The organism is Pseudomonas sp. 06C 126 (genome assembly GCF_001855215.1).
In the GTDB taxonomy this organism is placed as follows: domain Bacteria; phylum Pseudomonadota; class Gammaproteobacteria; order Pseudomonadales; family Pseudomonadaceae; genus Aquipseudomonas; species Aquipseudomonas proteolytica.
In genome coordinates this window covers 21,873-47,879 of record NZ_MIFU01000074.1, presented here as the reverse complement: position 1 = coordinate 47,879, position 26,007 = coordinate 21,873, and the positions used below count along the sequence as shown (strand labels likewise).

Sequence of the window (26,007 nt, the reverse complement as noted above, 5' to 3'; positions counted from 1 at the left end):
GCAGGGAGCAGATTCCTGCGTCATCATGGGCCACTTTTTTGTACGGCAGCCCAAAGGACGCCCCATGAATCTGCCTCCCCGTCAGCAGCAAATCCTCGAACTGGTCCGCGAACGCGGCTATGTCAGCATCGAGGAAATGGCGCAGCTGTTCGTTGTTACCCCGCAAACCATCCGCCGCGACATCAATCAACTGGCCGAAGCCAACCTGCTGCGCCGCTACCATGGCGGCGCCGCCTATGACTCCAGCGTCGAAAACACCGAGTACGCCATGCGTGCCGACCAGATGCGCGATGAAAAACAGCGTATCGGCGAAGCTATTGCCGCACAGATCCCTGATCACGCCTCGCTATTCATCAATATCGGCACCACCACCGAGTCCATCGCCCGGGCGCTGCTCAACCACAGCCACCTGAAGATCATCACCAACAACCTCAACGTCGCCATGATGCTCAGCGCCAAGGACGACTTCGACGTGCTCCTCACCGGCGGCAATGTGCGCCGTGACGGCGGCGTGGTGGGCCAGGCCAGCGTGGACTTTATCAACCAGTTCAAGGTCGACTTCGCCCTGGTGGGGATCAGCGGTATCGACGAGGACGGCAGCCTGCTGGACTTCGATTACCAGGAAGTGCGGGTTTCCCAGGCGATCATTGCCAATGCACGCAAGGTGATCCTGGCGGCGGACTCCAGCAAATTCGGGCGCAACGCCATGATTCGCCTGGGCCCGATCAGCTTGATTGATTGCCTGGTTACCGATCAGCAGCCGGTGCCGGCGCTGGTGCAGTTGCTCAACCAGCATAAGATTCGCCTGGAAGTCGTATAAGCCTCCGACTGAATCTCTGGTGCCTGTACTGCCGTCATCGCGGGCAAGCCCGCTCCCACATTGGAATGTGATCAACCTGTGGGAGCGGGCTTGCCCGCGATAGCGACCTACAAGGCCACAACTCTCTTGGGCCAACACCAGGCTCAATGTTCACAATTTTTCCTTTTCCGGCCCTTCGATGAGTTTTTTCAATCGAAGGCGACTGGCTGCGCCCGCGTTTATGAGCTACCATTTTCGCAAATGAACATTAATGTTCGAATTCAAATATAAATAAAGATCGCGAGGCCAGCCGATGACCCCCTCCACCTTGCCTGCTCCACCCCTTGCCGAAGTCTATGATGTTGCCGTTATCGGTGGCGGGATCAATGGCGTGGGCATCGCGGCAGATGCAGCCGGTCGCGGCCTGTCGGTATTCCTTTGCGAAAAGGACGACCTGGCCAGCCACACCTCCTCCGCCAGCAGCAAGCTGATCCACGGCGGCCTGCGCTACCTTGAACATTACGAATTCCGCCTGGTGCGCGAAGCCCTGGCCGAACGCGAAGTGCTGCTGGCCAAGGCCCCGCACATCGTCAAGCAGATGCGCTTTGTGCTGCCCCATCGTCCACATCTGCGCCCGGCGTGGATGATCCGCGCTGGCCTGTTTCTGTATGACCACCTCGGCAAGCGCGAAAAACTCGCTGGCTCCAAAAGCCTGAAGTTCGGTGCCGACAGCCCGCTGAAAAGCGAAATCACCAAGGGTTTCGAATACTCCGACTGCTGGGTCGATGACGCACGCCTGGTGGTGCTCAACGCCATGGCCGCCCGGGAAAAAGGGGCACACATCCACACCCAGACCCGTTGCGTCAGCGCCCGTCGCAGCAAGGGCCTGTGGCACCTGCACCTGGAGCGCGCCGATGGCAGCCTGTTCTCGATCCGCGCCAAGGCGCTGGTGAACGCGGCCGGCCCGTGGGTTGCCAAGTTCATCAAGGATGACCTGAAGCTGGATTCGCCCTACGGCATCCGCCTGATCCAGGGCAGCCACCTGATCGTGCCGAAACTGTACGAAGGTGCCCACGCGCACATCCTGCAGAACGAAGACGGGCGCATCGTCTTCACCATTCCGTACCTCAATCACCTGACCATCATCGGTACCACCGACCGTGAGTACACCGGCGATCCAGCGAAAGTGGCGATTACCGAAGGTGAAACGGACTACATGCTCAAGGTGGTCAACGCCCACTTCAAGCAGCAGTTGAGCCGCGACGATATCGTGCACACCTACTCCGGCGTGCGTCCGCTGTGCAACGACGAGTCGGACAACCCGTCGGCCATTACCCGCGACTACACCCTGGCGTTGTCGGGCACAGGTGAAGAAGCGCCGATCCTGTCGGTGTTTGGCGGCAAGCTGACCACCTACCGTAAGCTTGCGGAGTCGGCACTGGCGCAACTGGCCCCCTACTTCCCCCATATCAAGCCAAGCTGGACCGCCAAGGCCAGCCTGCCCGGCGGCGAAGAAATGACCACGCCAGAAGCCCTGGCCACGGACATTCGCAGCAAGTACGAATGGATCCCCAGCGAAATCGCCCGCCGTTGGTCGACCACCTATGGCAGTCGCACCTGGCGCCTGCTCGAAGGCGTGCAATCCTTGGCCGACCTCGGCGAGCATCTGGGTGGCGGGCTGTACACCCGGGAAGTGGACTACCTGTGCGCCGAGGAATGGGCTACCCAGGCCTACGACATTCTATGGCGTCGCACCAAGCTCGGGCTGTTCACCACCCCCGAGGAGCAGGAAAACCTGCAGCGCTACCTGATCAAGCTGGAGCAGAACCGCAGCAAGATCGAAGCAGCATGACTACCCAGCCCCTGCACCGAAAGGTCCAGGGGCTTTTTTTGGCTTGCGCCTCAAGCCGGCCCCTACAAATTCGGTTTTCCGAACGCGTTACTGCCGGCGATTCGGTTTGCCGGACTTAAACACCGGATAAACATCGTCACATAAAGTTAATCACTATATAAATCATATAGTTATATCTTTATTAGCAGTCTGGCACGACTCATGCTCTACACTTGGGACGTGTTTGCCTGAGATGCTTCAGGAGCCGTCACAGGCATTCGCTGTATCGAAAGAGCCGTCCAGGCTTCATAAAAAAAACAAATGTCGAGGAAGTATTGATGCGTATCGTTCCCCATATTTTGGGCGCAGCCATCGCTGCCGCTCTGATTAGCACTCCAGTCTTCGCCGCCGAACTGACCGGCACGCTGAAGAAAATCAAAGAGTCGGGCACCATCACACTGGGCCACCGCGACGCCTCCATCCCGTTCTCCTACATCGCGGACGGCTCTGGCAAGCCAGTGGGCTACTCCCACGACATTCAACTGGCCATCGTGAAAGCTGTCGAGAAAGACCTCGGCATGAAGGAAGGCGAGCTGAAGGTCAAATACAACCTGGTCACCTCCCAAACCCGCATCCCGCTGGTGCAGAACGGCACCGTAGACGTTGAGTGTGGTTCCACCACCAACAACGTCGAGCGTCAGCAACAAGTCGACTTCTCCGTTGGCATCTTCGAAATTGGTACCCGTCTGCTGTCCAAAAAGGACTCGACCTACAAGGATTTCGCTGACCTCAAGGGCAAGAACGTCGTAACCACCGCCGGTACCACCTCCGAGCGCATCCTCAAGTCCATGAACGCTGACAAGCAGATGGGCATGAACGTCATCTCCGCCAAGGACCACGGTGAATCCTTCCAGATGCTGGAAAGCGGCCGTGCCGTTGCCTTCATGATGGACGACGCACTGCTGGCCGGTGAAATGGCCAAGGCCAAGAAGCCAACCGACTGGGCCGTGACCGGCACGCCACAATCCTTCGAAATCTACGGCTGCATGGTTCGCAAAGGCGATGCCCCGTTCAAGAAGGCTGTGGATGACGCCATCGTCGCTACCTACAAGTCCGGCGAAATCAACAACATCTACACCAAGTGGTTCAGCTCGCCGATCCCACCAAAAGGCCTGAACCTGATGTTCCCGATGAGCGACGAACTCAAGGCCCTGATCGCGAACCCGACCGATAAGGCGGCCGACGACAAAACGGCTGAAAAAAAGTCCTGATTCCGAACTAACCTTATCCCCTGAGGGAGCCAACCCTCCCTCAGGTGTCTGTTACTACCTGCTGGCATTATTTGGAACACTCGACCTGGCGGTTTCCGAGCCGATCTTGTGTGCCTGACGTTCACCGTCAGGCGGGAATGGATTTTCCCCAAGCGGGTGCTTGTACATCGATCGATTTCGGGGGAGACCCTAATGAATTACAACTGGGACTGGGGCGTATTCTTCAAGTCCACCGGCGTGGGCAGCGAGACCTATCTCGACTGGTTCATCTCCGGTTTGGGCTGGACCATCGCCATCGCCATCGTGGCCTGGATCGTTGCCTTGCTGCTGGGCTCGGTACTGGGCGTAATGCGCACGATGCCTAATCGGCTCGTGGCCGGCATCGCCACCTGCTACGTGGAACTCTTTCGTAACGTGCCACTGCTGGTACAGCTGTTCATCTGGTACTTCCTGGTACCCGACCTGCTGCCGCAGAACCTGCAGGACTGGTACAAACAAGACTTGAACCCGACCACCTCGGCCTACCTGAGCGTTGTCGTGTGCCTGGGCCTGTTCACCGCCGCCCGCGTATGTGAACAAGTGCGTACCGGTATCCAGGCCCTGCCCCACGGTCAGGAAGCCGCCGCGCGCGCCATGGGTTTCAGCCTGTCGCAGATCTACTGGAACGTGCTGTTGCCCCAGGCCTACCGGATCATCATTCCGCCGCTCACCTCGGAATTCCTCAACGTCTTCAAGAACTCCTCCGTGGCGTCCTTGATCGGCCTGATGGAGTTGCTGGCGCAAACCAAGCAGACCGCCGAGTTCTCGGCCAACCTGTTTGAAGCCTTCACCCTGGCCACGCTGATCTACTTCACCCTGAACATGAGCCTGATGTTGCTGATGCGCGTGGTAGAGAAGAAAGTCGCAGTGCCCGGCCTGATTTCCGTGGGGGGTAAATAATGGAATTCGATTTCAGCGGCATTATCCCGGCCTTCCCTGGCCTGTGGAACGGCATGGTCATGACCTTGAAGCTGATGGTCATGGGCGTGGTCGGCGGCATCGTCCTCGGGACCATCCTGGCGTTGATGCGCCTGTCCTCCAGCAAGCTGCTGTCCCGCGTGGCCGGCGCCTACGTGAACTACTTCCGCTCGATCCCGCTGCTGCTGGTGATCACCTGGTTCTACCTGGCGGTGCCGTTCGTGTTGCGCTGGATCACCGGCGAAGACACGCCAATCGGCGCGTTCACCTCCTGCGTCGTGGCATTCATGATGTTCGAGGCCGCGTACTTCTGCGAAATCGTGCGGGCCGGCGTGCAGTCGATCCCCAAGGGCCAGATGGCTGCAGCACAAGCGATGGGCATGACCTACGGCCAGACCATGCGCCTGATCATCCTGCCCCAGGCGTTCCGCAAGATGACCCCGCTGCTGTTGCAGCAGAGCATCATCCTGTTCCAGGACACCTCGCTGGTCTACACCGTGGGCCTGGTGGACTTCCTCAACTCCGCTCGCTCCAACGGCGACATTATCGGCCGCTCCAATGAGTTCCTGATCTTTGCCGGTGTCGTCTACTTCATCATCAGCTTTGCCGCCTCGCTGCTGGTCAAGCGTCTGCAAAAAAGGTTTGCCGTATGATCTCTATCAAGAACATCAACAAGTGGTATGGCGACTTCCAGGTGCTGACCGATTGCAGCACTGATGTCAAAAAAGGCGAAGTGATCGTGGTGTGCGGGCCGTCCGGCTCGGGCAAATCCACCCTGATCAAGTGCGTCAACGCCCTGGAACCGTTCCAGAAAGGTGACGTCGTGGTCGACGGCACCTCGATTGCCGACCCGAAGACCAACCTGCCGAAACTGCGCTCGCGCGTGGGCATGGTGTTCCAGCACTTCGAACTGTTCCCGCACATGACCATCACCGAAAACCTGACGGTCGCGCAGATCAAGGTGCTGGGCCGCAGCAAGGAAGAAGCCACCAAGAAAGGCCTGCAATTGCTGGAGCGCGTGGGTCTGTCGGCGCACAAGGACAAGCACCCGGGCCAACTGTCCGGCGGCCAGCAGCAGCGCGTGGCGATTGCCCGTGCACTGGCCATGGACCCGATCGTCATGTTGTTCGACGAACCGACTTCGGCTCTGGACCCGGAGATGGTCAACGAAGTACTGGACGTGATGGTGCAACTGGCCCAGGAAGGCATGACCATGATGTGCGTGACCCACGAAATGGGCTTCGCCCGTAAAGTGGCCGACCGTGTGATCTTCATGGACGCCGGCAAGATCATCGAGGACTGCCCTAAAGAAGAGTTCTTCGGCGATATCAGCGCCCGCTCCGAACGTGCGCAGCACTTCCTCGAGAAAATCCTGCAGCACTAAGCACGACACAGCGTCCACTGTAGAACCCGGGCCCTGTGGGAGCGGGCTTGCCCGCGATTACGGTGTATCAGTCAACCTATCTGTGGCTGACCTACCGTCATCGCGGGCAAGCCCGCTCCCACACCGGTCCAGGCAAGCGCTGGTTGACCCAAGGCATCTGTGATGAAATGCGACCCCACCCTCTATCGCGCCGCACCGCCATCACTTGCCGTGAAGCCCCGTCTGATCCGCCAATTGTTCCTGCCGCCTCTGATCATCCTGTTGATGATCGGCCTGGGTTTTATCGGCTTCTGGACCAGCGAGTACTACGGCATCCGGACCCTGGGCGAGAACGGTGAGCGCCAGTTGGAGCTGCATGCGCGCACGGTCGAAAGTGAGATCAGCAAATACACCTACCTGCCCAGCCTGCTGGAGCTGGAGTCCAGTGTCTCCAAGCTGCTGGCCGAGCCAAGCCCGGAACACCGGCAAACCGTCAATGAATACCTCGAAGGCCTGAACCGGCGCAGCCGCAGCCGGGCGATTTATGTGATGGACACCACCGGCCGCGTGATGGCCACCAGTAACTGGCGCGATATCGACAGTTACCTGGGTGAAGACCTGTCGTTCCGCGCCTATTTCCAGAATGCCGTGCGTGGCCAGCCCGGCCGTTTCTATGGCATCGGCAGCACCAATGGCGAACCCGGCTACTACCTGGCCCATGGCCTGGAAGAACGCGGCAAGATCATTGGCGTCGCGGTGGTCAAGGTGCGTCTCGAAGCGTTGGAAGAACGCTGGCAGCGCGCGCGCCTGGAAGCCTTCGTCAGCGATGAGAACGGCATCATCATCCTCTCCAGCGACCCGGCGCGCCGGCTCAAGGCCGTGCGCCCGCTGAGCGACGAGACCAAGGAGCGCCTGGCCCGCAGCCTGCAGTATTACTGGGCGACCCTCAACGAACTGCAACCCCTGGCCCGCGAGCACCTCGACGCCGGCACCGAGAAGCTGACCTTCCCCGCCAACAGTGAAGTGGTGGCCGACGACCAGGAAGTCACCTACCTGGCCCAGACCCGGCCACTGAACGACACGCCGTGGAATTTCACCCTGCTCACCCCGCTCAACGACCTGCGCCAGGCCGCGATCAACCAGGGCATCCTCGTGGCGGTGGCCTTTGCCCTGGTGGCGTTCCTGCTGATTGCCTGGAATGAGCGGCGCAAGGTGATCGCCACACGCCTGGCCGCCCGCGAGGCCCTGCAGGAAGCCAACAACCAACTGGAGCGGCGGATTGCCGAGCGTACCACCGACCTGCGCGCCAGCAACGAACGGCTCAAGGCGCAGATCCGCGAGCGACGCCAGGCCGAAGAAACCCTGCGCCGGGCCCAGGACGAATTGGTCCAGGCCGGAAAACTGGCGGCCATCGGCCAGATGTCGACCAGCATCGCCCATGAACTGAACCAGCCCCTGGCAGCCTTGCGCACCTTGTCCGGCAACACCGTGCGCTTCCTGGAGCGCGGTGCCCTGGATACCGCCAGCACCAACCTCAAGACCATCAATGAATTGATCGACCGCATGGGCCGCATCACCGCCAGCCTGCGCTCGTTTGCCCGGCGTGGTGACGACCAGGGTGAAGCCAGCCTGGCCAAGGCCGTGGACGCGGCGTTCCAGGTCCTGGGCAGCCGCCTCGACAACCTGCCGCTGACCGTACACCGCGGTTTCAGCCAGGCCATGTTGCAAATCGACCAGACGCGCCTGGAGCAGATCCTGGTCAACCTGATCGGCAACGCCCTGGACGCGATGCACGCCCAACCCGCCCCCGAGCTGTGGCTGGAAAGTGATATCCATGAAGGCAAATACCGCCTGCGGGTGCGGGACAACGGGCATGGCATCGACCCAGAGACCCGCAAGCACCTGTTCGAACCCTTTTTCACCACCAAACCCGGCGAGCAAGGTTTAGGCCTGGGCCTGACCCTGTCGGCCAGCCTCGCGGCGGCCACCGGCGGCAACCTGGCCGTCGAGCACCCGGCCGATGGTGGTACGGCCTTTGTCCTGAGCCTGCCCCTGGCAGGCCATCAACCCGGCGAATCGATATGAACAGCCAACCCAATACCGAACTGACCGTGCTGATCGTCGAAGACGATCCCCATGTGTTGCTCGGCTGCCAGCAAGCCCTGGCCCTGGAAGATATTCCCAGCGTCGGCGTGGCCAGTGCCGAAGAGGCCCTCAAGCGCGTCGGCGAGAACTTCGCCGGCATTGTGATCAGCGATATCCGCCTGCCCGGCATCGACGGCCTGGAGCTGTTGACCCGCCTCAAGGCCCTGGATAAAAGCCTGCCGGTGGTGCTGATCACCGGCCACGGCGACATCTCCATGGCCGTGGGCGCGATGCGCAACGGCGCCTATGACTTCATGGAAAAACCTTTTTCCCCGGAACGCCTGGTGGACGTGGTGCGCCGCGCCCTCGAACAGCGCGGCCTGGCCCGGGAAGTCTGGGCGTTGCGCCGGCAGCTGGCCGAGCGCGACTCCCTGGAAGGCCGGATCATCGGGCGCTCGCCGGCAATGCAGAACCTGCGGGAATTGATCGCCAATGTCGCCGACACCTCAGCCAACGTGCTGATCGAAGGCGAGACCGGCACCGGCAAGGAACTGGTCGCCCGCTGCCTGCACGACTTCAGCCGCCGCCACGCCCACCAGTTCGTGGCCCTGAACTGCGGCGGCCTGCCGGAAAACCTGTTTGAAAGCGAGATTTTCGGTCACGAAGCCAACGCCTTCACCGGCGCGGGCAAGCGGCGGATCGGCAAGATCGAACATGCTCACGAAGGCACGCTGTTCCTCGACGAAGTGGAAAGCATGCCGATGAACCTGCAGATCAAACTGCTGCGGGTCTTGCAGGAGCGCACCCTGGAACGCCTGGGCTCGAACCAGAGCGTGGCGGTGGATTGCCGGGTGATCGCCGCGACCAAGTCAGACCTTGACGAATTGAGCCGCGCCAACCAGTTCCGCAGCGACTTGTACTACCGCCTGAACGTAGTGACCCTGGAACTGCCGCCCCTGCGCGAGCGTCGCGAAGATATCCTGCAACTGTTCGAACACTTCCTGCAGCAGTCATCCCTGCGCTTCGACCGCATCGCCCCGGAGCTGGACAACCAGACCCTGTCCAGCCTGATGAGCCACGACTGGCCCGGCAACGTGCGTGAACTGCGCAACGTCGCCGAACGCTTTGCCCTGGGCCTGCCGGCCTTCAAGAAGAGCGGTAACAGCCCCGACAACCATGGCCTGGCCTTTACCGAGGCGGTGGAAGCCTTTGAGCGCAACCTGCTCAGCGACGCCCTGCAGCGCAGCGGCGGCAACCTGACCCAGGCCAGCCTGGAGCTGGGCATGGCCAAGACCACCCTGTTCGACAAGGTCAAGAAATACGGCCTGAACCACTAAGGAGTACTGCGTGGATTTAGTTTTCAAGGCCGCCCTCGGTGCGGCGGTGGTATTACTCCTGGCAGTGCTGGCCAAGACCAGGAACTACTACATCGCCGGCCTGGTGCCGCTGTTTCCGACCTTTGCCCTGATCGCCCACTACATCGTCGGCAAGGGCCGCTCGGTGGACGACTTGAAAACCACGATTGTGTTCGGCATGTGGTCGATCATTCCGTACTTTGTGTACTTGGCGACCTTGTATGTGATGGTCGACCGCATGCGCCTGGAGGCCTCGCTGGCAGTCGCCGCAGTAGCCTGGCTGATGGCCGCGACGGTACTGGTCAGCGTGTGGGTACGCATCCACGCCTGAGCCTGCGCTGATCCCCTGTGGGAGCTGTCGAGCCCCGGCGAGGCTGCGATAGGATCAACTCGATACACCTGTAAAACCGAGTTGCCTGCATCGCAGCCTCGCCGGGGCTCGACAGCTCCCACATTTGATCTGTGTAACTCCCAGGGCTCAGCGCACGATCTTGTCGATCTGGATCCCGAGCTTTTTCAAGCGGTACCAGAAGCTGCGCTCGGAAATCCCGATCCTTGACGCCGCAGCCGCCTGCACGCCATTGCTCTCCTGCAACGCCGCCAGGATGTACGCCTTCTCTACTTCTGCCAGCGCGGCATCCAGGTCCCGAGGCACGCCCGGGCCTTCGCTGAGAATCGTCGTCACGTCACCCGCCGTCGGCTGGGACGCGAACAGATAGGCCGGCAAGTCGATATCTTCAATCACCGGGCTCGCCGCGACGATGGTCGCGCGCTCCACGCAGTTTTGCAGCTCGCGGATATTGCCCGGCCAGCTGTAGGCCGCCATGGCCTGCAAGGCGTCTGCGCTGAAGCCGGTGATGCGTTTACCGGCATTGGCGCTCAGGCTGCGGGCAAAGTGGCGGGCCAGCGGGGCGATGTCTTCGACACGTTCGCGCAGGGCGGGCAGCGGGATTGGGAACACGTTGAGACGGTAGTAGAGGTCCTCGCGAAACTCCTTGTTCGCCACGGCTTCCAGCAGGTTCTTGTTGGTGGCGGCGATCACCCGCACATCCACCTTGCGCTCGCGGGGGTCGCCCACCGGCTCGATCACCCGCTCCTGCAAGGCGCGCAGGATCTTGGCCTGCAACGCCAGGGGCATATCGCCCACCTCGTCGAGAAACAGCGTGCCCTTGTCGGCCTGCATGAAACGCCCTACCCGATCGGCCACAGCGCCGGTAAAGGCGCCCTTGCGATGGCCGAACATTTCGCTTTCCAGCAAGCCTTCGGGGATCGCAGCGCAATTGACCGCGACGAAGGGTTTATCGGCGCGGTTGCCATGCTTGTGAATGGCGCGGGCGACCATTTCCTTGCCGGTGCCGCTTTCGCCGGTCAACAGGATGGTGGCGTTGCTTTCGCGCACCGAATCCACCGCTTGCAGCACACGGCGGAACGCCGGGCTGTCGCCCACCAGGCTGTCGAACTGCGCATGCTCGTCGAGCTCGGCGCGCAGCCGCGCGTTGTCGCGCATGATGTCGCGAAACTGCAAGGCCTTGGCCACGGTGATGTCCAGCTCGTCGATATCGAAGGGCTTGGCAATGTAGTCGTAGGCGCCGTTGCGCATCGACTGCACGGCATTTTTCACAGTGCTGTAGGCCGTCATCACGATCACCGGCAACTGTGGGTAGCGTACCTTGATCTCGGCCAGCAACTGCGGGCCGTCCATGCCGGGCATACGCCAATCGCTGATCACCAGGTCGATATCTTCCTGCTCCAGCACCTTGAGGGCATGCAGGCCATTGCCGGCGATAAACACCTGGATATCGTTCTGGCTCAGGGCCGAGGCCAGCAAATCGCAGAGTTTGGGCTCGTCGTCGACCACCAATATGTTATGCGTCATGACTGTCCTCGTCGTCGCCGTCATCTTCACCGCTGGCCGGAATGTACAGGCTGAAGGTTGCGCCGGCATCCTTCTCGCTGGTGCATTCGATGCGGCCATCGTGACTTTCCATGATCGAATAGACTTTCGCCAGGCCAAGGCCAGTGCCCGAGGCCTTGGTGGTGACGAAGGGGGTAAAGATCCGCTCGATCATCTCTGCCGGGATGCCCTGCCCGCTGTCGCTGACGCTGATCACTGTGGACTGGTCCGCGCGGCTGATGCTTAACGTCAGGCGCCCGCCCTGGGGCATGGCATCGATGGCGTTGAGAATCAGGTTCAGGCACGCCTGCTTGAATTGCTTGGCGTCCACATAGAGGGTCGCGCCAGGCGCCTGGTCGTCGAGATGGGCGTCGATGGCGTGGCTCGCCAGCTCCGGCGCGCAGAACCCCAGGATGTCTTCCACCAGTGGCCGCGCCAGCTGCTGGCTGCGCAGGGGCTCGCTGGGTTTGGCGAAATCGAGAAAGTCGGTGATCAGGTCATTGATCCGGCTGACTTCGCTGACCACATATTCCAGGTGGCGCTTGTCGGTCTCCGGCAGGTCCGTGCGGCGGTGCAGCAGTTGGGTCGCGGTCTTGATGATGCCCAATGGGTTGCGAATTTCGTGGGCCAGGCCCATCGCCACTTCGCCCAGGGCATGCAGGCGGTCGCGCCGACGCAGTTGGGCCTCGAGGTGATGCAATTCGCCCAGGCGCTCGGTCATGTGGTTGAAGGTGCTGCTCAGTTGCGCCAACTCGTCGCCGCCGGTGACGGCCACGCGGTGCTGGTAATTGCCGCTGATCACCGCACTCACGCCCTGGGACAACTCACGCAGCGGCCGCGTCAGGTGCCTGGAAACCAACACACCGGCGCCCAGGGACAAGGCGGAACTGAGCAGGAAGATCAGCACGAACAGATTGCTCTGGTTCACCAGCCCCACCAGGCTGGTGTGGCGCAGCAGGCCGCTGAAGATCACACCCTGCAACTCGCCGGTGTCATTGAAGATCGGCCAGTACAGGCCACTGTAGTTGCTGGTGAATTGCTCGCTAGGCTGCTTGGTGCTGCGCAGCAGGGTTTCCACGGATTTCGGCACGCGGGTCGGGTGATCTTCAAAACGCTGGGTCGAGAAGATCTCCGAGAAGCCGTCGGTGTTGGCCAGGTACAGGCGCAAGTCCAGGGAGTGGACCTCGGCGACACTGGTCAGGAAGCTGCTGTCCAGGTACGTGCCCACCAACAGTTCGTAATCGACACCGTCCTGAGTGGTTTCGAACGAGGAAATCACCGCCCCGGTGGCCACGCCGCCAACCTGCACGGTTTGCAATACGGCATTGGGGGCGAGGCTGATTTGTTTCACCACATCATCGCCCACGGTGCTGAACATCACTTTGCCGTCGCTGCTGCGAATCAGCGTTACCACGTCAATATCAGTGGCGCTGGCAATGTCCGCGATCAAACGGTCATGCCGCATCGCTTCATGGGTGGAGGGCGGACGCACATAACGCAGGAAGATCTGCGCCACGCGGGCGTTGTCGTGCAGGATGTCGCTGACTTCGTCCTTGACGATCCGGGTCGACTCTTGCAGCCAGATGCGCACGTTACTGTCGAAAATCTGCGACAGGGTGGTGGCCGCCAGCTCCGCGGCGATCATCGTCGGGATCACCGTCACCAACCAGAACGCCAACACCAGCTTGCGCTGCAGGCTCCAGCGGGAAATGGCAAACGGGCGGGCTTTCTGGCGGGTTTTGGCAATCATCGGGTTTCGCTTATTGCAGCAGCCATGGCAGGGTCGGATCGGTCCGGGCGAATAAACACTTTTAGCACTTTGAGCAGGGTGTCGAGCAAGCGGTTGCGGTGCTGGAAAAACAGGGTATTGCCGGCGAACCCGCAGCCCAGGCGTAGCTTACTGGCATACCCCGCCTGCCCGCACTCATACAACGCAATATTGTGCTCGATGCAGTAGTCGACGTTGGTCAGCCAACTGCGAAAGTACAGGTTATGTTCGCGGCTGTGGGCCAGGTCATGGGCAAAGAACTTGTCGATCAGCCGATGCTGGTCGAGCAGCACCAGGTTGAACGCCACCAACTGCCCATCCACCCAGTAAAGTACACAGCGCGCCCGTTGTTCAAGCTGGGCGAGCACCTGGCTGAAATAACCGGCGGGCAGGCGTTCGAATTGCAGGTCGGCGCGGGCCAGGGTCGCTTCGTAGAGACGCATGATATCTGGCAATACGTCATCGACATTGTCCCGCCACTCCACCTGTGGCCCCGGCGCGCGTAGCTTGCGCCGCAAGTCCTTGCGCGTGGATTTGCCCAGGGAGCCCAGGTAGGCATCCACCGAACCGTAGGGCAGCGGCAGCAGCCCGGTCGGCAGGCTCGGCATGCTGTGCAGGCCGGCGGCCTTGCAGCTGTCGGCCCAGTCCTGATCCTGGGTCGGAGCATCCTTGACCGCCAGCAAACCGATGCCGAATGCATCGGCATCCCGCCGTGCGGCGGCCAGCAGTTGTTGCAACAAGGCACCACGGCGCGCCGCCGGCACATGGCTGGCGACACCGGCATGGCATTGCTCGGCCACCGGCGAACCGATGGCGTACAGGCCCAGGCACAATGCGCCCGGCCACCAGCGTTCCAGGCGTTGGGTTAAGCGCTTGCCAATACCCGAGACGGTGGTGTCGAGGCGGTAATGGGTGATGAACGCCGGGGCCACCGCCAGCAGCCGCCCCTCCTCATAAAGGGCCAGGTAGCGCCATTGGAAGTCGTCGATAGCGGCGTTTTCCACGGCGACGTAGTAGTCCCAATCCTCCAGGGCCTGGGGAAAGCAGTCGTTCCAGGCACTGCGGTCGATGGCTTGGATACTCGGGAAGGTTTGCGCGGTTATCACATCTGATCCCTGTCAATACTGTGGCAAGCGGACAACCCGGCGCCTACAGGGAGAACCTTGTAGGCGCTGGCTTGCCAGCGAAAAACTCGAGGCCGCCGCGTTGAACCAGGCGCTACCTGTCATCGTTGGCGACCATCGCGGGCAAGCCCGCTCCTACAGGGGGCGGTGTCAGGCCCGGTGATATTCGTCCACAGGGGTGGTGTGCTGCTCAATGAAGTCGGCACTCAACTCGATCACCCGCCGGTATTGCAGGTCGACGGTGATCATGTGGTAACAGTTGTCCAACAGGATCTTGGTCACCGGGCCGCCGAGGTGGCGTTCCACGTAGTCGGCGTTCCAGCGGCTGGTGATGTCGTCCTCGATGGAGTGCAGGACCAGCGCCGGGGTCTTGATCGACGGCATGCGTTTCTTCACCACGGCATTCATCCAGTGCAACTCACGCACGGTGACGCCTTCCATGGTCAACAGCCCGGCCTCACTGCTCTCGCCCTCTTTCATCTGCCGCTCGACGATCGCCCGCAAGCGTTCGTTCTTGATGCCGTAGGGCGGCTTCTCGGTAAAGCGGAACAGGCGCACGCCGAAGGGAATGCGGATCAGCAACGGCGTGATGAACGCCATTTTGTTGATGCTCCAACCGTCGTACTTGAGGGTCGTGGAATACATCAGCAACCCCGCGACCTGGCCCGGAAATTCCGAAGCCAGGTACATCGACATCACCGCGCCCATGGACAAGCCACCGACGAACACCTGTGAATGACGCTGCTGCACCCCGACAAAGGTCTTGCGCACGCCCTCGTACCAGTCGCGCCAGCCGGTGGCCTGCAGGTCCTCGTTGCCCCCGCAGTGCCCGGCCAGGGTTGGCACGTACACCGTGCAATTACCCGCCTTGACCAGGCCCTGGGCAACCCGACGCAATTCGGTCGGGGTGCCGGTCAGGCCGTGGATCAACAGGACCCCGACCGGACCGTTGCCGAGAACGAAGCCGGCGTTGCCTTCGCCGAGATCGATATCGGCCAGACTCACCGCTTCATCGCTCGGGTCAGCAGTTGCTCCAGCAGCTTCAAGCCCAGGTCGATTTCCGGGTAGCTGATTTCCAGGGACGGCGCCAGGGTGATCACGTTCTTGTAGTAACCGCCCACATCGAGGATCAGCCCGAGTTTCTGGCCGTCTACCAGCATGTCGCCTTTCATGCCTTCCTCAACCATGTAGTCCAGGGTCGCCTTGTCCGGGGTGAAACCATCGGGGCCGCAGATTTCGCAGCGCAGGGCCAGGCCCAGGCCATCCACATCGCCGATGATCGGGAAGCGCTTTTGCAGGTCCTGCAGGCCTTCAAGGAAGTATTTGCCCTTGGCCATGACCATCGCGCCGTAGTCGACTTCGCTGGTCATCTTGAACATTTCCAGGCCCACCGCCGTGCCCAGCGGGTTGGAGGCGAAGGTGGAGTGGGTGGAACCCGGCGGGAACAGTTTCGGGTTGATCAGTTCTTCCTTGGCCCAGATGCCGCCCAATGGGTTGAGGCCGTTGGTCAGGGCTTTACCGAACACGATCACGTCCGGTTGCACATCGAAGTGCTCGATCGACCACAACTTGCCAGTGCGCCAGAAGCCCATCTGGATTTCGTCGACCACCATCAGGATGCCGTGCTGGTCGAGCACTTGCTTGAGCTCGCTGTAGAAGTTCATCGGCGGGATCACGTAGCCGCCGGTGCCCTGGATCGGCTCGACGTAAAACGCGGCGTATTCGCTCTGGCCGACTTTCGGGTCCCAGACACCGTTGTATTCGGTCTCGAACAGGCGCGCGAATTGCTGCACGCAGTGGCTACCGTATTCTTCCTTGGTCATGCCCTTTGGCCCACGGAAGTGGTACGGGAACGGGATGAAGTTGGCGCGCTCGCCAAAGTGGCCGTAGCGGCGACGGTAGCGGTAGCTGGAGGTGATGGACGACGCGCCGAGGGTACGCCCGTGGTAGCCGCCTTCAAAGGCGAACATCAGGCTCTTGCCGTTGCAGGCGTTACGCACCACCTTCAGGGAGTCCTCGATGGACTGCGAACCGCCGACGTTGAAATGCACGCGTCCATCGAGGCCGAATTTTTTCTTGGCATCCACCGCGATCATTTCCGACAGCTCGATCTTGCCCTTGTGCAGGTACTGGCTGGCGATTTGCGGCAGGGTGTCGATCTGCTGTTTCAGCGCATTGTTCAGGCGCGGGTTGGCGTAGCCGAAGTTGACCGCCGAGTACCACATTTGCAGGTCGAGGTAGGCCTGGTCTTCGGTGTCCCAGACGTAGGAGCCTTCGCAGCGGCTGAAGATACGCGGTGGGTCGATGTAGTGGACGGTGTCGCCGTAGGAGCAGTATTTGGCTTCTTTATCCAGCAGAACCTGGTCTTCGGCGGTAGCGATACGGATATCAGACATGATGAAAGAGTTCCTGAGTGTCAGAAGTAAAGTGAGTGGCGTTGGCGGCCATGCCCTGGGGCAGTCGGGCCAGTAATGCAGGCAGTTCGGCAAAGCTGTCGAAGCGCAGATGGGGGATGGCGTGGGCCTGGCAGTACTGCGCCAGGCTGCCTTTGGCGAAGACGAAATCGGCGGTAGTCGATACGCACATATCGGACTTGCCGTCGCCGATCACCAACACCCGCTTGTTGCGCGGGGTGGACTTGCATTTGCAGTTGCCCGAGGCCGCGCGGCAGGCGTCGCTGGCATGGGGGAAGTCGATGCGCCAGCTGTTCTGGTCGACCTGGCGCAGGCGGTTGGCGATGATCGGCAGCAAGGTCACGTAGTTGCGCGAGAGGATCCGCGCGATGCCCTGCTCGATGCCGTCACTGACCACCTCAAGGGAGGCACCGAGGCCAAGGACATGGTCGACGAAGTCCGGGAAATCCGGATCGATCTCGACCGTGTCGAAGTACGCCAGCAGCTCGGCCGGCGTCGCCTTGATCAGCGCCAGTTGGCGGCTCAGGCATTCGCGCGAACCGATATGGCCGTCCAGCCATTGCTGCTCGATGGTTTCCCATTCTCTGCCTGCGAAGCGTTGGAGAACGTTGTCGATGACATCGGTGGGTGTGATGGTCCCATCGAAGTCACACACGATATGCCAGTCATTCATCTGCGTTTACCTTGGATGCTAGCGCGCTGATGCGCCGTTGACAGGGATAGAGCAGGGACTGTGCCAAGTGGGCAAAACCCAGCAGGGCTGGGGTTCGCGGGCATGCGCGGGTGATAAAGGACGCGGCCAAGCTACAAATTTTGTAGGTCGCTACAAACAACATGAGTGCTTGCACAAGCCCCCGCGCCTGCGCGTTCATGCGCGCATGTTTTGCAAGAGGAGCAAGCAATATGTTCAGGGTGACTTCGCTGGTGTGCGCCGGCGTCCTGGGGCTATGGATGGACTCGGCAGCGGCGGCCGGCATCAGCGGCGAGGTGGGCCTGGGCCTGAGCTATCAGCCACGGGAACCCAGCGCCAGCCGCTATCAGACGGTACCGGTGCCGTACTTCGACCTGGATTGGGGAGATGTCAGCCTCGATACCGATGATGGCCTGACCTGGAGCGTGCTCAACAGCAATGGCTTGAGTGCCGGGCCGTACCTCAACTACCTGCCGGGACGCACGGCCAACGGGCCGCTACAGGGCCTGCGAGACGTGTCGGACATGGCTGAGGTCGGTGGGTTTATCCAGTACGCACCGGCCGACTTCTGGCGGGTCTATGCGCAGCTGGGGCGCAGTGTTGGCGGCGCTCATGACCAGAGCGGGATATTGGGCAAGCTCGGCGGCGAACTGGGTTACCCACTGGGCGGCGGGGTCATTGGCAGTACGGGGCTGGTGGCGCACTTTGCCGACGATAACCAGACCCAGACGTTTTTCGGGGTCGATGAGCATGAGGCGCAAGCCTCGGGAATTCGCCCGTACAACGCCAGCGGCGGGTTCCAGAACCTGACATTGACCCAGAGCCTGCAGATCCCGCTGGCGCCCAAGTGGTCGCTGCTGGCCAGTGCCAGTTGGGTCCACCTGACAGGTTCGGCGGCCGACAGCAGCATCGTGCGCCAGACCGGCGAGGTGAACCAGGGGCAGGTGCAGACGGCGATCAGCTACACCTTCGATTGATTGTCCAAAGCCCAAGCCCCATCAAAATGTGCAAGCTGGCTGTTGTGGGAGCTGGCTTGTGTGGCAGTTGGCTTGTGTGGCAGTTGGCTTGTGTGGCAGTTGGCTTGCCTGCGATAGCATCACCGCGGTTTAACTGATGCACCGAGGCGCTTGCATCGCAGGCAAGCCAGCTCCCACAAAAGCCAGCTCCCACACAAACCCGCTCCCACATTTATCCAGCACTCCAGCCTGCGCTCAGTTTTCTTCGCCCTCGGCCAGCAGCGCGATCCCGCCAATGATCACCACCACGCCCACCCAGTGCAGGAAGCTGATGTGCTCGCCCAGGCCCAGCCATGAGCCGAGCAACACCACCACAAACACCAGCGAACTCAGGGGGAAAGCCAGGGACAGGCTGCTGCGCCGCAGGATCAGCATCCACACAAAAAATGCGCCGATATAACAGGCAATGGCCGCCAGGATCCCCGGGTTGACCGCTACCGCCGCCAACCATTGCCAGTTGAAATCCATCTGCCCCAGCTGATCGCCGGCCACCTTGGTAAACAACTGGCCGCCGCTTTCGGTCAAGATCAACAACGCCCACAACACCAGCGTCCCCAGGCGACCGTGCAGCCAGCCAACCGGACGGATAGCGATATTTTCCGAATTCATGCTTGAGTCCCCGCAACAGCAACCAGCATCACGCCGGCCGTAATCACCAGGGTACCCAGCCAGCGACGGCGGCTGACGGTTTCCCCCAGTACGACTTTGCCCACCAGCACCACCAGGCAATACGCCAGCGCCGCCAGCGGAAACAACAGGCTCAGCGGCGCACGGGACAAGGCCTCCAGCCACACGAAAAATTCAATCACATAGGCGCCGATGCCCGCCCACAGCAACGGTGCATTGAGCACCTGGCCCCAAAATGCACCCAGGCGAAAACCGCCATTGATTTCGGGCAAGCGGTCCACGCCCAGCTTGAAACACAACTGGCCAATCACATCGAGCACGATGGAAAAGACCAATAACACCACCACGGTCAGGGTCACGGAAACAGCTCCTCGAACAGGTTGATCAACGCCTCGTTGGTCGCCGCGTTGCGCAGCAAATCGTCCGCGCTCCAGCGCTCGGCCGGCGGTTGGTCAGACTTGGCTTCCCAGCGTTTGAACGCGTTGCTGAATGCAGGCTGGGCAAACTCGCCGCACACATCGATACCGATGATCCGCTTGCTCGCCGCCAACGCCCGCAGGGCTTGCAGCAGATGCGTCAGGCGCATGCCGCCCTGGTCCCAGTTGGTGGCGGCGTCTTCGCTGGCCAGTACGTCTTTGTCCAGGGTGATCCACACGGCCTCGGTGGGCAGGCTGGCGATCATTTGCTCAAGGAATGCGCCCCAGTCGAGCTCAGCCAGGTTGCGCCAGTGCAGGTGGTTTTCCTGTTGTGCGTGGCCGGCGCCATCCCCTACCCGCCCCCAGACTTTCGACGGCGCGTGCTGCCAGGGAAACAACTGCAAGTGCCCGCGCTTGAGGGCGCCCAGGTTGCCGCCGCGCAGTTGCGGGTTATGCAGGTCATCGCTGCACGGGCCGAGGGTGACAATACGTTTGATCGCCGGCATCTTCAGTGCCTGGTTGACCCACGAACCGCAGTGCCGGCGCGGCGCCAGGCGCACCCAGTCGGGGTGGTTGTCGAAGTGGATCAGGCTGATGGGCTCCTGCACCTCGGCGAGAAAAGCCGGGGTCAGGTGGTGATAGTCGCCAGAACCGACAAAGAAGATTTCGGGTCGCGCCATGGTCGGCCGGGGCCGTTGGGCCAGGCGCTGGGCAAAGCGCTTCCAGGTTTTTTCGGTGGACCACAGGCGCAGTTTCGGGCCCAGGTCGAGCAGGTCCAGGCGCGTGGCGTGACCGCTGGCCAGACGCCGGGCAATGGGTGCCTGGGCTGTGAGGCTGTGGTCGAGATCGAGGATATTCAAGGTAATGTTTCACCCCTTGGCAGCGCCCAACCGCACGCCGGCTGGGCTTTAAGGGGGTAATGCAAGGGATGGGCCAGGGGGGGACAACAATGATCCAATGTGGGAGCGGGCTTGCTCGCGAAAGCGGTGGGTCAGTTAAGAGATACTTAGCTGATATACCGCTTTCGCGAGCAAGCCCGCTCCCACATTTTGCTTTGCGCTCGACTTTAGGCCTTGGACTCCTGGATGATCTGGCGGATCGCCCCGACAAACGCCTCAGCCGGCTGCCCGCCGCTGACCGCGTACTGGTCGTTGAACACAATGGTCGGCACCGAGGTCACGCCACGGGAGACCCACAGTTGTTCCTGCTCGCGCACTTGTGCGGCGTACTCGTCCGAGGCCAAGATCTCGGCTGCGCGCTTGAGGTCCAGCCCGACGCTTTCGGCAATGATCGCCAAGGTAGCGTGGTCGGAAGGGTCCTGGCCATCGCTGAAATAGGCCTTGAACAGCGCTTCCTTGAGGTTGTACTGCAAGCCCTCGAGCCCGGCCCAGTGCAGCAGGCGATGGGCGTCGAAGGTGTTGTAGATACGGCTCTGGCCATCGGTACGAAACGCAAAGCCCAGCGCGGCGCCCATGTCGCGGATGCGGGCACGGGTGGCCTGGGATTCTTCGGCGGTGGAGCCGTATTTCTCGGTGATGTGCTCAACGATGTTCTGCCCTTCGGCGGGCATGTTCGGGTTCAGTTCGAAGGGCTGGAAGTGGATCTCGGCCTGCACTTCGGCGCCCAGTTGGTCCAGGGCTTCGGTCAGGCCGCGCAGGCCGATGATGCACCAGGGGCAGGACACGTCGCTGACAAAATCGATTTTCAGGGAAGTACTCATTCAGGCAACCTCGCAGGCATTACACGCCATAAATGTCGCACCATACACCCCTAGGCGCTGCTCATAAAACCTTGGCCGGCAGCGCGCGATCAACCTGCGCCCAATGCGCCGCCTCTTCGCGGTGGGCTTGCAGGTAGGGCAACACCGCCGCCAGCAACGGCGCCTTGAATGCCTCCTGGAAACGATGAGCCAAGCCCGGGATCAGCCGCAACTGGCTGCCCTGGATATGCGCCGCCAGGTGCACGCCATGCATGACCGGCAGCAACGGGTCGGCCGTGCCGTGGACCACCAGGGTCGGCACGCGCAATTGATTGAGCAATGGCACCCGGCTCGGTTCGGCAAGGATTGCCATGATCTGGCGCTTCACACCCTCGGGGTTGAATGCCCGGTCGTAGGACTGCGCCGCCTGCTGCAGCAAGGCCTGGCGATCATCCTTGACCTCAGGGCTGCCCAGGGCCGCGAGCAAATCGGCTTGCTGCTCCAGGGCCACTTCGCGGTTGGGCGCGCTGCGCCGTGACAGCAGTTGGACCAGCGCGGCATTCGGCGCGGGCAGGCCTTCGGCACCGGAGCTGGTCATGATCAGGGTCAGGCTTTCCACGCGCTGCGGGGCCATGGCCGCCAAGTGCTGGGCGATCATGCCGCCCATGCTCGCACCCAGCACATGGAACTGGCGCACCTGCAGCGCATCCATCAACCCCAGCGCGTCGTCGGCCATGTCAGTCAAGGTGTAGGGCGCAGCCACCGGCAGGCCCAGTTTGTAGCGCAGCACTTCAAAGGTCAGGTTGGCGCTGGCGGGCGCCTGGCGCCAGGTGGACAGGCCAACGTCGCGGTTGTCGTAGCGGATCACCCGAAAACCCTGTTGGCACAGGGCGACTACCACTTCGTCCGGCCAGTGGATCAACTGCCCGCCCAGACCCATCACCAGCAACAAGGCCGGATCGGAGGCACGACCAATGCTCTGGTACGCCAGGCTCACCTGGTCCAGGTCGACCCGCTCAGTCGGGACATTGACATCACATCGAGAAGCCGCAAAAGACGGCAGGCCGAACAGTAAGGCGGCCAGTAAAAACAACACGCGCATGAAAAACACCGAAACGCAGAACCCCAGTAGAGCGCGAGTCTGATGAAGTTTGTTCAAGCGCGCTGCCACAGTTACGTGACAGTTTGATGAAGAGCGCCCAGCGGTCATGGTCGACAGATTTGGCAACATGAGACAAACTCACGCCATTGGAACTTGTCACAAATTATCTTCATGGAGAGCCCGTGCTCGAAATCCGTCATCTCAAGACCCTGCACGCCTTGCGCGAAGCCGACAGCCTGGTGGAAGCCGCCGAACGCCTGCACCTGACCCAATCGGCGTTGTCCCACCAGTTCAAGGAGCTGGAGGAACGCATGGGCATGCCGCTGTTTGTGCGCAAGACCAAGCCCGTGCGCTTCACCAGCGCTGGCTTGCGCCTGCTGCAACTGGCGGATGCCACCTTGCCGCTGCTGCGCGGGGCCGAACGGGATATTGCGCGCTTGGCCGGTGGCACTGCCGGGCGCCTGCACATGGCGATCGAGTGCCACAGCTGCTTCCAGTGGCTGATGCCGACCATCGACCAGTTCCGCGATGCCTGGCCGGAAGTAGAACTGGACCTGGCCTCCGGCTTTGCCTTTGCCCCACTGCCGGCCCTGGCCCGTGGCGACCTGGACCTGGTGGTGACCTCCGACCCACTGGAGCTGGCGGGCATCACCTATGTGCCGCTGTTCACCTACGAAGCAATGCTCGCGGTGGCCAACCAGCACGCGCTGGCGAACAAGCCGTACATCGTGCCCGAGGATTTGCTCAGCGAAACCCTGATCACCTACCCGGTGGAACGCGACCGCCTGGATATCTTCACCCGGTTCCTGGAACCGGCCGATGTCGAGCCCGCACAAGTCCGCACTTCGGAGCTGACGGTGATGATGATGCAGTTGGTGGCCAGCGGTCGCGGCGTGTGCGGCATGCCCCACTGGGCGCTGCATGAGTACAGCTCGCGGGGTTATGTGAAGGCCAAGCGGCTGGGGGAGAAAGGTTTGTTCGCCACGCTGTACGCCGGGATCCGTGCGGATATGCTGGATGCGCCGTACATGCGCGACTTTTTGCTGACCGCCAAGGACACGTCGTTTTCAACCCTCGATGGGGTCAGCGCGGTCCGTTGATTGTTCACGCGCTGCGCCGTTGCTCGAGCATCAGGCGCACCGCCAGGGCTGCCAGCACGAACCCCATGAAATAACGCTGGACCGCCAGCCACGTGGGGTTGTGGATAAACCACGCGGCGATGCTGGCAGCGCACAGCGAGATCAGCAAGTTGACCACAAAGCTGACGCTGATCTGGGTAAAGCCCAGCATCAGGCTCTGGGTGAAGATCGAGCCGTGCTCCGGGGTGATGAACTGCGGGAATACCGACAGGTAGAACACGGCGATTTTCGGGTTCAGTGCGCTGGTCAGAAAGCCCATGGTCACCAGCTTGCGTGGCGAATCAGCAGGCAATTGCTGGGCTTGGAACGGTGAGCGGGCACCCGGTTTCACCGCTTGCCAGGCCAGCCACAGCAGGTAGAGCGCACCGGCCCATTTCAGTACTTCATAAGCCAGCGGCACAGTGAGGAACACCGCCGTCAAACCGGCGGCAGCGGCGAACAGGTGCACGAAAAAACCCGCGACCACCCCCAGCAACGACGTCACCCCGGCCTTGCGGCCCTGGCAGATCGAGCGGGAAATCAGGTAGATCATGTTCGGCCCCGGGGTCAGCACCAGCAGCAGCGAGGCGGCGGCAAAAATCAGCAAGTCATTGAGGGGGATCACGGCTCAGTCCTTTGTGCCCGACAGCTCAGGCAATAGTGGTCAGCGATGCGCGATAGAAAGGCAGGATCAGGTCACGTGTCAAGGGCGCCAACTGCAGGCCACCGTCGCCGGCCGGATCGATCCAGCGCACTTCTTCGATCTCGGCGGCGGGTGTCACCGGTACGTCGATACGCACTTCAAACAACTCGGCCTCCACGGTAAACCCCGGCTCGTTGGCCGCCGGTGCCGAAAAATGCCCAAGGTACTGCGCCGCTGCCGGGTCGATCTGCAGGCCAAGCTCTTCGTGCAGCTCACGCGCCAAGGCCTGCGCCGGTTGCTCGCCGGCATCGATCTTGCCGCCCGGTTGCATAAAGGCCTGGGTGCCACGCTTGCGCACCAGCAGGGTCTGGCCGTCGCTGCCGATCAACAGGGCGGCGGCAATACGGATGGTCTTGGACATGAAATAAACGCCTTGGAATAAAGGCGCGAAGGATCACATGACTGTGCTCCGTGCTGCAATGCCACAGCCACAGCTGGCTTACTCTTCGGGGTCCTTGATGAACACGCTGTACTTGGCACCTTCCATGGCTTCAAACGCGATCAGCTTGTCTACCAGCGGCAGGTTCAGCACCTTGCCGGCATTGAGCAGCAGCATGCCGTTGTCGGCATTGAGGTTGCGCGCCAGGACCATGCCTTCGGCCAACTCGCGAGTGCCCAGCACCCTGACCGTCGGGTCGCCCAGGGTCACGTCGCTGAGGAAGGCCGCGCAGGCCTGGACGAAGTCTTCCACCATGTCCGGGTCATACAGGCGCCCGGCGTATTTGCGGATATACAGCAGCGCCTCGTCGCTGTTCATCTGCCGCTCAAGAATCAAGCCGCGCTGCAGTTCGATAAAATCCACCGCCAGCTTCAGCAAGCGCGAGCCGAAAGGAATGGCCTCGCCCTTGAGGTGATCAGGGAAACCACTGCCGTCCCAGCGCTCCTGGTGATGGCGGATCAGCCGCGCGGCGTCCTTCATCGGTTCCAGGGTCATCAACAACGATTCGCTCTGTGTGGCGTACTCGCGAAAACGCGCGCGGTCGGTGCTGTGCAGCAAGTCCGAGGGCGCGACCATCATGCTGTCGCTCCAGCTCAACTTGCCGATGTTGTACAGCGCCGCCGCCATGGTCAGGTCGCGGCTGCTGGCATCGTCCAGGCCATGGAGCACGCACCAGGTGCGCACCAGCTCGATGATCTGGCGGTTGGTCTGCTTACTGCGCGGCAGGCGCAGGTTGGCCAGCAGCGAGAACACCTCGGTGCCGGTGGCGTAGCTGTGCTTGAGTTCTTCGTAGGCCAGGTCGAGCATGTCGGCGGTCTGCTGCAATTCACTGGTGCGCGAGACCACGCGCTTTTCCAGGGATGCATTGAGCTGCTTGAGCTCCTCGTTCTGCTGGCGGATCAGTTGTTCCAGGCGCAGGCGCTCACGCTCGGAATGCTGGTGGGCCAAGGACTGACGCAGCGCCAGCAGCAACTCTTCGTCCTTCCAGGGTTTGCTCAGGTAGCGGTAGATCTGCCCTTCGTTGATGGCCTTGATGATCAGGGTCAGGTCGGTTTCGCCGGTCAACAGCAGGCGCACGGTATGGGGGTAGTCGTGATGGATCTGTGCCAGCAACGTGGCCCCATCCATATCCGGCAGGCGTGCAGCACTCATCACCAGGTCCACAGGCTGGCGCGCCAGCGTGGCTAACGCTTCGACCGCCGTGGTGGCGCTGCACAGTTCAAAGGGTTCCAGGCGCAGTAACTGCGCGAGGCGGTCATGCACGTCCGGGTGAGTGTCGATCAACAGCACCACGGGACGATCGATTTCAGAAAAGGTAACTGACTCTCCCACGGG

At 61.6% G+C, this 26,007-nt stretch carries 25 protein-coding genes; 11 read left to right on the top strand and 14 right to left on the bottom strand.

Features of this window, described 5'->3' with window-relative positions; all coding sequences use genetic code 11:
- Nucleotides 1-64: 64 nt before the first annotated feature.
- The 9 genes from BHC62_RS08985 to BHC62_RS08945 all read left to right on the top strand — a co-directional run bounded on the left by BHC62_RS08985 (nt 65) and on the right by BHC62_RS08945 (nt 9,992).
- Complete coding sequence (locus tag BHC62_RS08985) at nt 65-820, top strand: DeoR/GlpR family transcriptional regulator (RefSeq protein ID WP_029295172.1); 756 nt, start codon at nt 65-67, stop codon at nt 818-820.
- A gap of 292 nt (nt 821-1,112) precedes the next feature.
- Nucleotides 1,113-2,651: a glycerol-3-phosphate dehydrogenase gene (glpD, locus tag BHC62_RS08980; RefSeq protein ID WP_070994779.1), complete on the top strand. Its 1,539-nt coding sequence runs from the start codon at nt 1,113-1,115 to the stop codon at nt 2,649-2,651.
- 317 nt (nt 2,652-2,968) lie between these two features.
- Nucleotides 2,969-3,901, top strand: coding sequence for a glutamate/aspartate ABC transporter substrate-binding protein (locus BHC62_RS08975; RefSeq protein WP_029295166.1), 933 nt, complete (start codon nt 2,969-2,971; stop codon nt 3,899-3,901).
- Between the two features lie 192 nt (nt 3,902-4,093).
- Nucleotides 4,094-4,840: an amino acid ABC transporter permease gene (locus tag BHC62_RS08970; RefSeq protein ID WP_029295164.1), complete on the top strand. Its 747-nt coding sequence runs from the start codon at nt 4,094-4,096 to the stop codon at nt 4,838-4,840.
- Nucleotides 4,840-5,511 (top strand): amino acid ABC transporter permease, encoded by a 672-nt coding sequence (locus tag BHC62_RS08965; RefSeq protein WP_029295163.1) that lies wholly within the window; start codon nt 4,840-4,842, stop codon nt 5,509-5,511. Before BHC62_RS08970 ends, BHC62_RS08965 begins: the two co-directional genes overlap by 1 nt.
- The gene (locus BHC62_RS08960) at nt 5,508-6,242 is read left to right on the top strand and encodes an amino acid ABC transporter ATP-binding protein (RefSeq protein WP_029295161.1); all 735 of its coding nucleotides are present in this window, start codon (nt 5,508-5,510) and stop codon (nt 6,240-6,242) included. Before BHC62_RS08965 ends, BHC62_RS08960 begins: the two co-directional genes overlap by 4 nt.
- A 162-nt stretch (nt 6,243-6,404) precedes the next feature.
- Nucleotides 6,405-8,306: an ATP-binding protein gene (locus BHC62_RS08955; protein ID WP_070994778.1), complete on the top strand. Its 1,902-nt coding sequence runs from the start codon at nt 6,405-6,407 to the stop codon at nt 8,304-8,306.
- Nucleotides 8,303-9,643 carry a sigma-54 dependent transcriptional regulator gene (locus BHC62_RS08950; protein ID WP_029295159.1) on the top strand — a complete coding sequence of 447 codons (1,341 nt, stop codon included), beginning with the start codon at nt 8,303-8,305 and terminating at the stop codon, nt 9,641-9,643. Before BHC62_RS08955 ends, BHC62_RS08950 begins: the two co-directional genes overlap by 4 nt.
- A 10-nt stretch (nt 9,644-9,653) precedes the next feature.
- Nucleotides 9,654-9,992, top strand: coding sequence for a GlpM family protein (locus BHC62_RS08945; protein ID WP_029295158.1), 339 nt, complete (start codon nt 9,654-9,656; stop codon nt 9,990-9,992).
- A gap of 147 nt (nt 9,993-10,139) precedes the next feature.
- Here the strand turns inward: BHC62_RS08945 and BHC62_RS08940 are convergent, their stop codons facing one another.
- The 6 genes from BHC62_RS08940 to BHC62_RS08915 form a co-directional block, all read right to left on the bottom strand.
- The gene (locus BHC62_RS08940) at nt 10,140-11,537 is read right to left on the bottom strand and encodes a sigma-54 dependent transcriptional regulator (RefSeq protein ID WP_029295157.1); all 1,398 of its coding nucleotides are present in this window, start codon (nt 11,535-11,537) and stop codon (nt 10,140-10,142) included.
- On the bottom strand, nt 11,527-13,305 hold the full coding sequence (locus BHC62_RS08935) for a HAMP domain-containing sensor histidine kinase (protein ID WP_070994777.1): 1,779 nt from the start codon (nt 13,303-13,305) through the stop codon (nt 11,527-11,529). Before BHC62_RS08935 ends, BHC62_RS08940 begins: the two co-directional genes overlap by 11 nt.
- Nucleotides 13,302-14,429 carry a GNAT family N-acetyltransferase gene (locus BHC62_RS08930; protein ID WP_070994776.1) on the bottom strand — a complete coding sequence of 376 codons (1,128 nt, stop codon included), beginning with the start codon at nt 14,427-14,429 and terminating at the stop codon, nt 13,302-13,304. The genes BHC62_RS08935 and BHC62_RS08930 overlap by 4 nt, the downstream gene beginning before the upstream one ends.
- A gap of 168 nt (nt 14,430-14,597) precedes the next feature.
- Nucleotides 14,598-15,452, bottom strand: a complete 855-nt coding sequence (locus BHC62_RS08925) for a carboxylesterase (protein ID WP_070994775.1) — start codon at nt 15,450-15,452, stop codon at nt 14,598-14,600.
- Nucleotides 15,449-16,843 (bottom strand): aspartate aminotransferase family protein, encoded by a 1,395-nt coding sequence (locus BHC62_RS08920; RefSeq protein ID WP_029295153.1) that lies wholly within the window; start codon nt 16,841-16,843, stop codon nt 15,449-15,451. Before BHC62_RS08920 ends, BHC62_RS08925 begins: the two co-directional genes overlap by 4 nt.
- On the bottom strand, nt 16,836-17,534 hold the full coding sequence (locus tag BHC62_RS08915) for an MtnX-like HAD-IB family phosphatase (protein ID WP_029295151.1): 699 nt from the start codon (nt 17,532-17,534) through the stop codon (nt 16,836-16,838). Before BHC62_RS08915 ends, BHC62_RS08920 begins: the two co-directional genes overlap by 8 nt.
- A gap of 230 nt (nt 17,535-17,764) precedes the next feature.
- Between BHC62_RS08915 and BHC62_RS08910 the strand changes: the two genes are divergently transcribed.
- Nucleotides 17,765-18,529 carry a MipA/OmpV family protein gene (locus BHC62_RS08910; RefSeq protein ID WP_070994774.1) on the top strand — a complete coding sequence of 255 codons (765 nt, stop codon included), beginning with the start codon at nt 17,765-17,767 and terminating at the stop codon, nt 18,527-18,529.
- Between the two features lie 234 nt (nt 18,530-18,763).
- Here the strand turns inward: BHC62_RS08910 and BHC62_RS08905 are convergent, their stop codons facing one another.
- The 5 genes from BHC62_RS08905 to BHC62_RS08885 all read right to left on the bottom strand — a co-directional run bounded on the left by BHC62_RS08905 (nt 18,764) and on the right by BHC62_RS08885 (nt 22,412).
- A complete protein-coding gene (locus BHC62_RS08905) occupies nt 18,764-19,177 on the bottom strand; it encodes an EamA family transporter (protein ID WP_029297410.1) in 414 nt (137 codons plus the stop codon).
- Nucleotides 19,174-19,554, bottom strand: coding sequence for an EamA family transporter (locus tag BHC62_RS08900; protein ID WP_029297412.1), 381 nt, complete (start codon nt 19,552-19,554; stop codon nt 19,174-19,176). Before BHC62_RS08900 ends, BHC62_RS08905 begins: the two co-directional genes overlap by 4 nt.
- Entirely contained in the window at nt 19,551-20,471 is a 921-nt protein-coding gene (locus BHC62_RS08895) for an arginase (protein ID WP_070994773.1), read from the bottom strand. The genes BHC62_RS08900 and BHC62_RS08895 overlap by 4 nt, the downstream gene beginning before the upstream one ends.
- Before the next feature lie 206 nt (nt 20,472-20,677).
- A complete protein-coding gene (locus BHC62_RS08890) occupies nt 20,678-21,331 on the bottom strand; it encodes a DsbA family oxidoreductase (RefSeq protein WP_070994772.1) in 654 nt (217 codons plus the stop codon).
- Nucleotides 21,332-21,392: 61 nt separating this feature from the next.
- Complete coding sequence (locus BHC62_RS08885; RefSeq protein WP_029297417.1) at nt 21,393-22,412, bottom strand: alpha/beta fold hydrolase; 1,020 nt, start codon at nt 22,410-22,412, stop codon at nt 21,393-21,395.
- 182 nt (nt 22,413-22,594) lie between these two features.
- Here BHC62_RS08885 and metR point away from each other — a divergent pair, with 182 nt between their 5' ends.
- Nucleotides 22,595-23,512 (top strand): transcriptional regulator MetR, encoded by a 918-nt coding sequence (gene metR, locus BHC62_RS08880; protein ID WP_032859924.1) that lies wholly within the window; start codon nt 22,595-22,597, stop codon nt 23,510-23,512.
- A 4-nt stretch (nt 23,513-23,516) separates the two neighbouring features.
- On the opposite strand, the gene BHC62_RS08875 is transcribed toward metR, so the two are convergent.
- From BHC62_RS08875 to BHC62_RS08865, 3 genes are all read right to left on the bottom strand, one after another.
- Nucleotides 23,517-24,155: a LysE family translocator gene (locus BHC62_RS08875; protein ID WP_029297421.1), complete on the bottom strand. Its 639-nt coding sequence runs from the start codon at nt 24,153-24,155 to the stop codon at nt 23,517-23,519.
- Between the two features lie 25 nt (nt 24,156-24,180).
- The gene (locus BHC62_RS08870) at nt 24,181-24,594 is read right to left on the bottom strand and encodes an NUDIX domain-containing protein (RefSeq protein ID WP_029297423.1); all 414 of its coding nucleotides are present in this window, start codon (nt 24,592-24,594) and stop codon (nt 24,181-24,183) included.
- A 78-nt stretch (nt 24,595-24,672) separates the two neighbouring features.
- Entirely contained in the window at nt 24,673-26,004 is a 1,332-nt protein-coding gene (locus BHC62_RS08865) for an HD domain-containing phosphohydrolase (RefSeq protein ID WP_070994771.1), read from the bottom strand.
- Nucleotides 26,005-26,007: the final 3 nt, after the last annotated feature.

What these genes read in the sequence shown, in the direction of transcription:
- BHC62_RS08985 (WP_029295172.1), top strand. Translation starts at nt 65, where the DNA reads ATGAATCTGCCTCCCCGTCAGCAGCAAATCCTCGAACTGGTCCGCGAA.
- glpD (WP_070994779.1), top strand. Translation starts at nt 1,113, where the DNA reads ATGACCCCCTCCACCTTGCCTGCTCCACCCCTTGCCGAAGTCTATGAT.
- BHC62_RS08975 (WP_029295166.1), top strand. Translation starts at nt 2,969, where the DNA reads ATGCGTATCGTTCCCCATATTTTGGGCGCAGCCATCGCTGCCGCTCTG.
- BHC62_RS08970 (WP_029295164.1), top strand. Translation starts at nt 4,094, where the DNA reads ATGAATTACAACTGGGACTGGGGCGTATTCTTCAAGTCCACCGGCGTG.
- BHC62_RS08965 (WP_029295163.1), top strand. Translation starts at nt 4,840, where the DNA reads ATGGAATTCGATTTCAGCGGCATTATCCCGGCCTTCCCTGGCCTGTGG.
- BHC62_RS08960 (WP_029295161.1), top strand. Translation starts at nt 5,508, where the DNA reads ATGATCTCTATCAAGAACATCAACAAGTGGTATGGCGACTTCCAGGTG.
- BHC62_RS08955 (WP_070994778.1), top strand. Translation starts at nt 6,405, where the DNA reads ATGAAATGCGACCCCACCCTCTATCGCGCCGCACCGCCATCACTTGCC.
- BHC62_RS08950 (WP_029295159.1), top strand. Translation starts at nt 8,303, where the DNA reads ATGAACAGCCAACCCAATACCGAACTGACCGTGCTGATCGTCGAAGAC.
- BHC62_RS08940 (WP_029295157.1), bottom strand. Translation starts at nt 11,537, where the DNA reads ATGACGCATAACATATTGGTGGTCGACGACGAGCCCAAACTCTGCGAT.
- BHC62_RS08935 (WP_070994777.1), bottom strand. Translation starts at nt 13,305, where the DNA reads ATGATTGCCAAAACCCGCCAGAAAGCCCGCCCGTTTGCCATTTCCCGC.
- BHC62_RS08920 (WP_029295153.1), bottom strand. Translation starts at nt 16,843, where the DNA reads ATGTCTGATATCCGTATCGCTACCGCCGAAGACCAGGTTCTGCTGGAT.
- BHC62_RS08915 (WP_029295151.1), bottom strand. Translation starts at nt 17,534, where the DNA reads ATGAATGACTGGCATATCGTGTGTGACTTCGATGGGACCATCACACCC.
- BHC62_RS08910 (WP_070994774.1), top strand. Translation starts at nt 17,765, where the DNA reads ATGTTCAGGGTGACTTCGCTGGTGTGCGCCGGCGTCCTGGGGCTATGG.
- BHC62_RS08905 (WP_029297410.1), bottom strand. Translation starts at nt 19,177, where the DNA reads ATGAATTCGGAAAATATCGCTATCCGTCCGGTTGGCTGGCTGCACGGT.
- BHC62_RS08890 (WP_070994772.1), bottom strand. Translation starts at nt 21,331, where the DNA reads ATGAGTACTTCCCTGAAAATCGATTTTGTCAGCGACGTGTCCTGCCCC.
- BHC62_RS08885 (WP_029297417.1), bottom strand. Translation starts at nt 22,412, where the DNA reads ATGCGCGTGTTGTTTTTACTGGCCGCCTTACTGTTCGGCCTGCCGTCT.
- BHC62_RS08870 (WP_029297423.1), bottom strand. Translation starts at nt 24,594, where the DNA reads ATGTCCAAGACCATCCGTATTGCCGCCGCCCTGTTGATCGGCAGCGAC.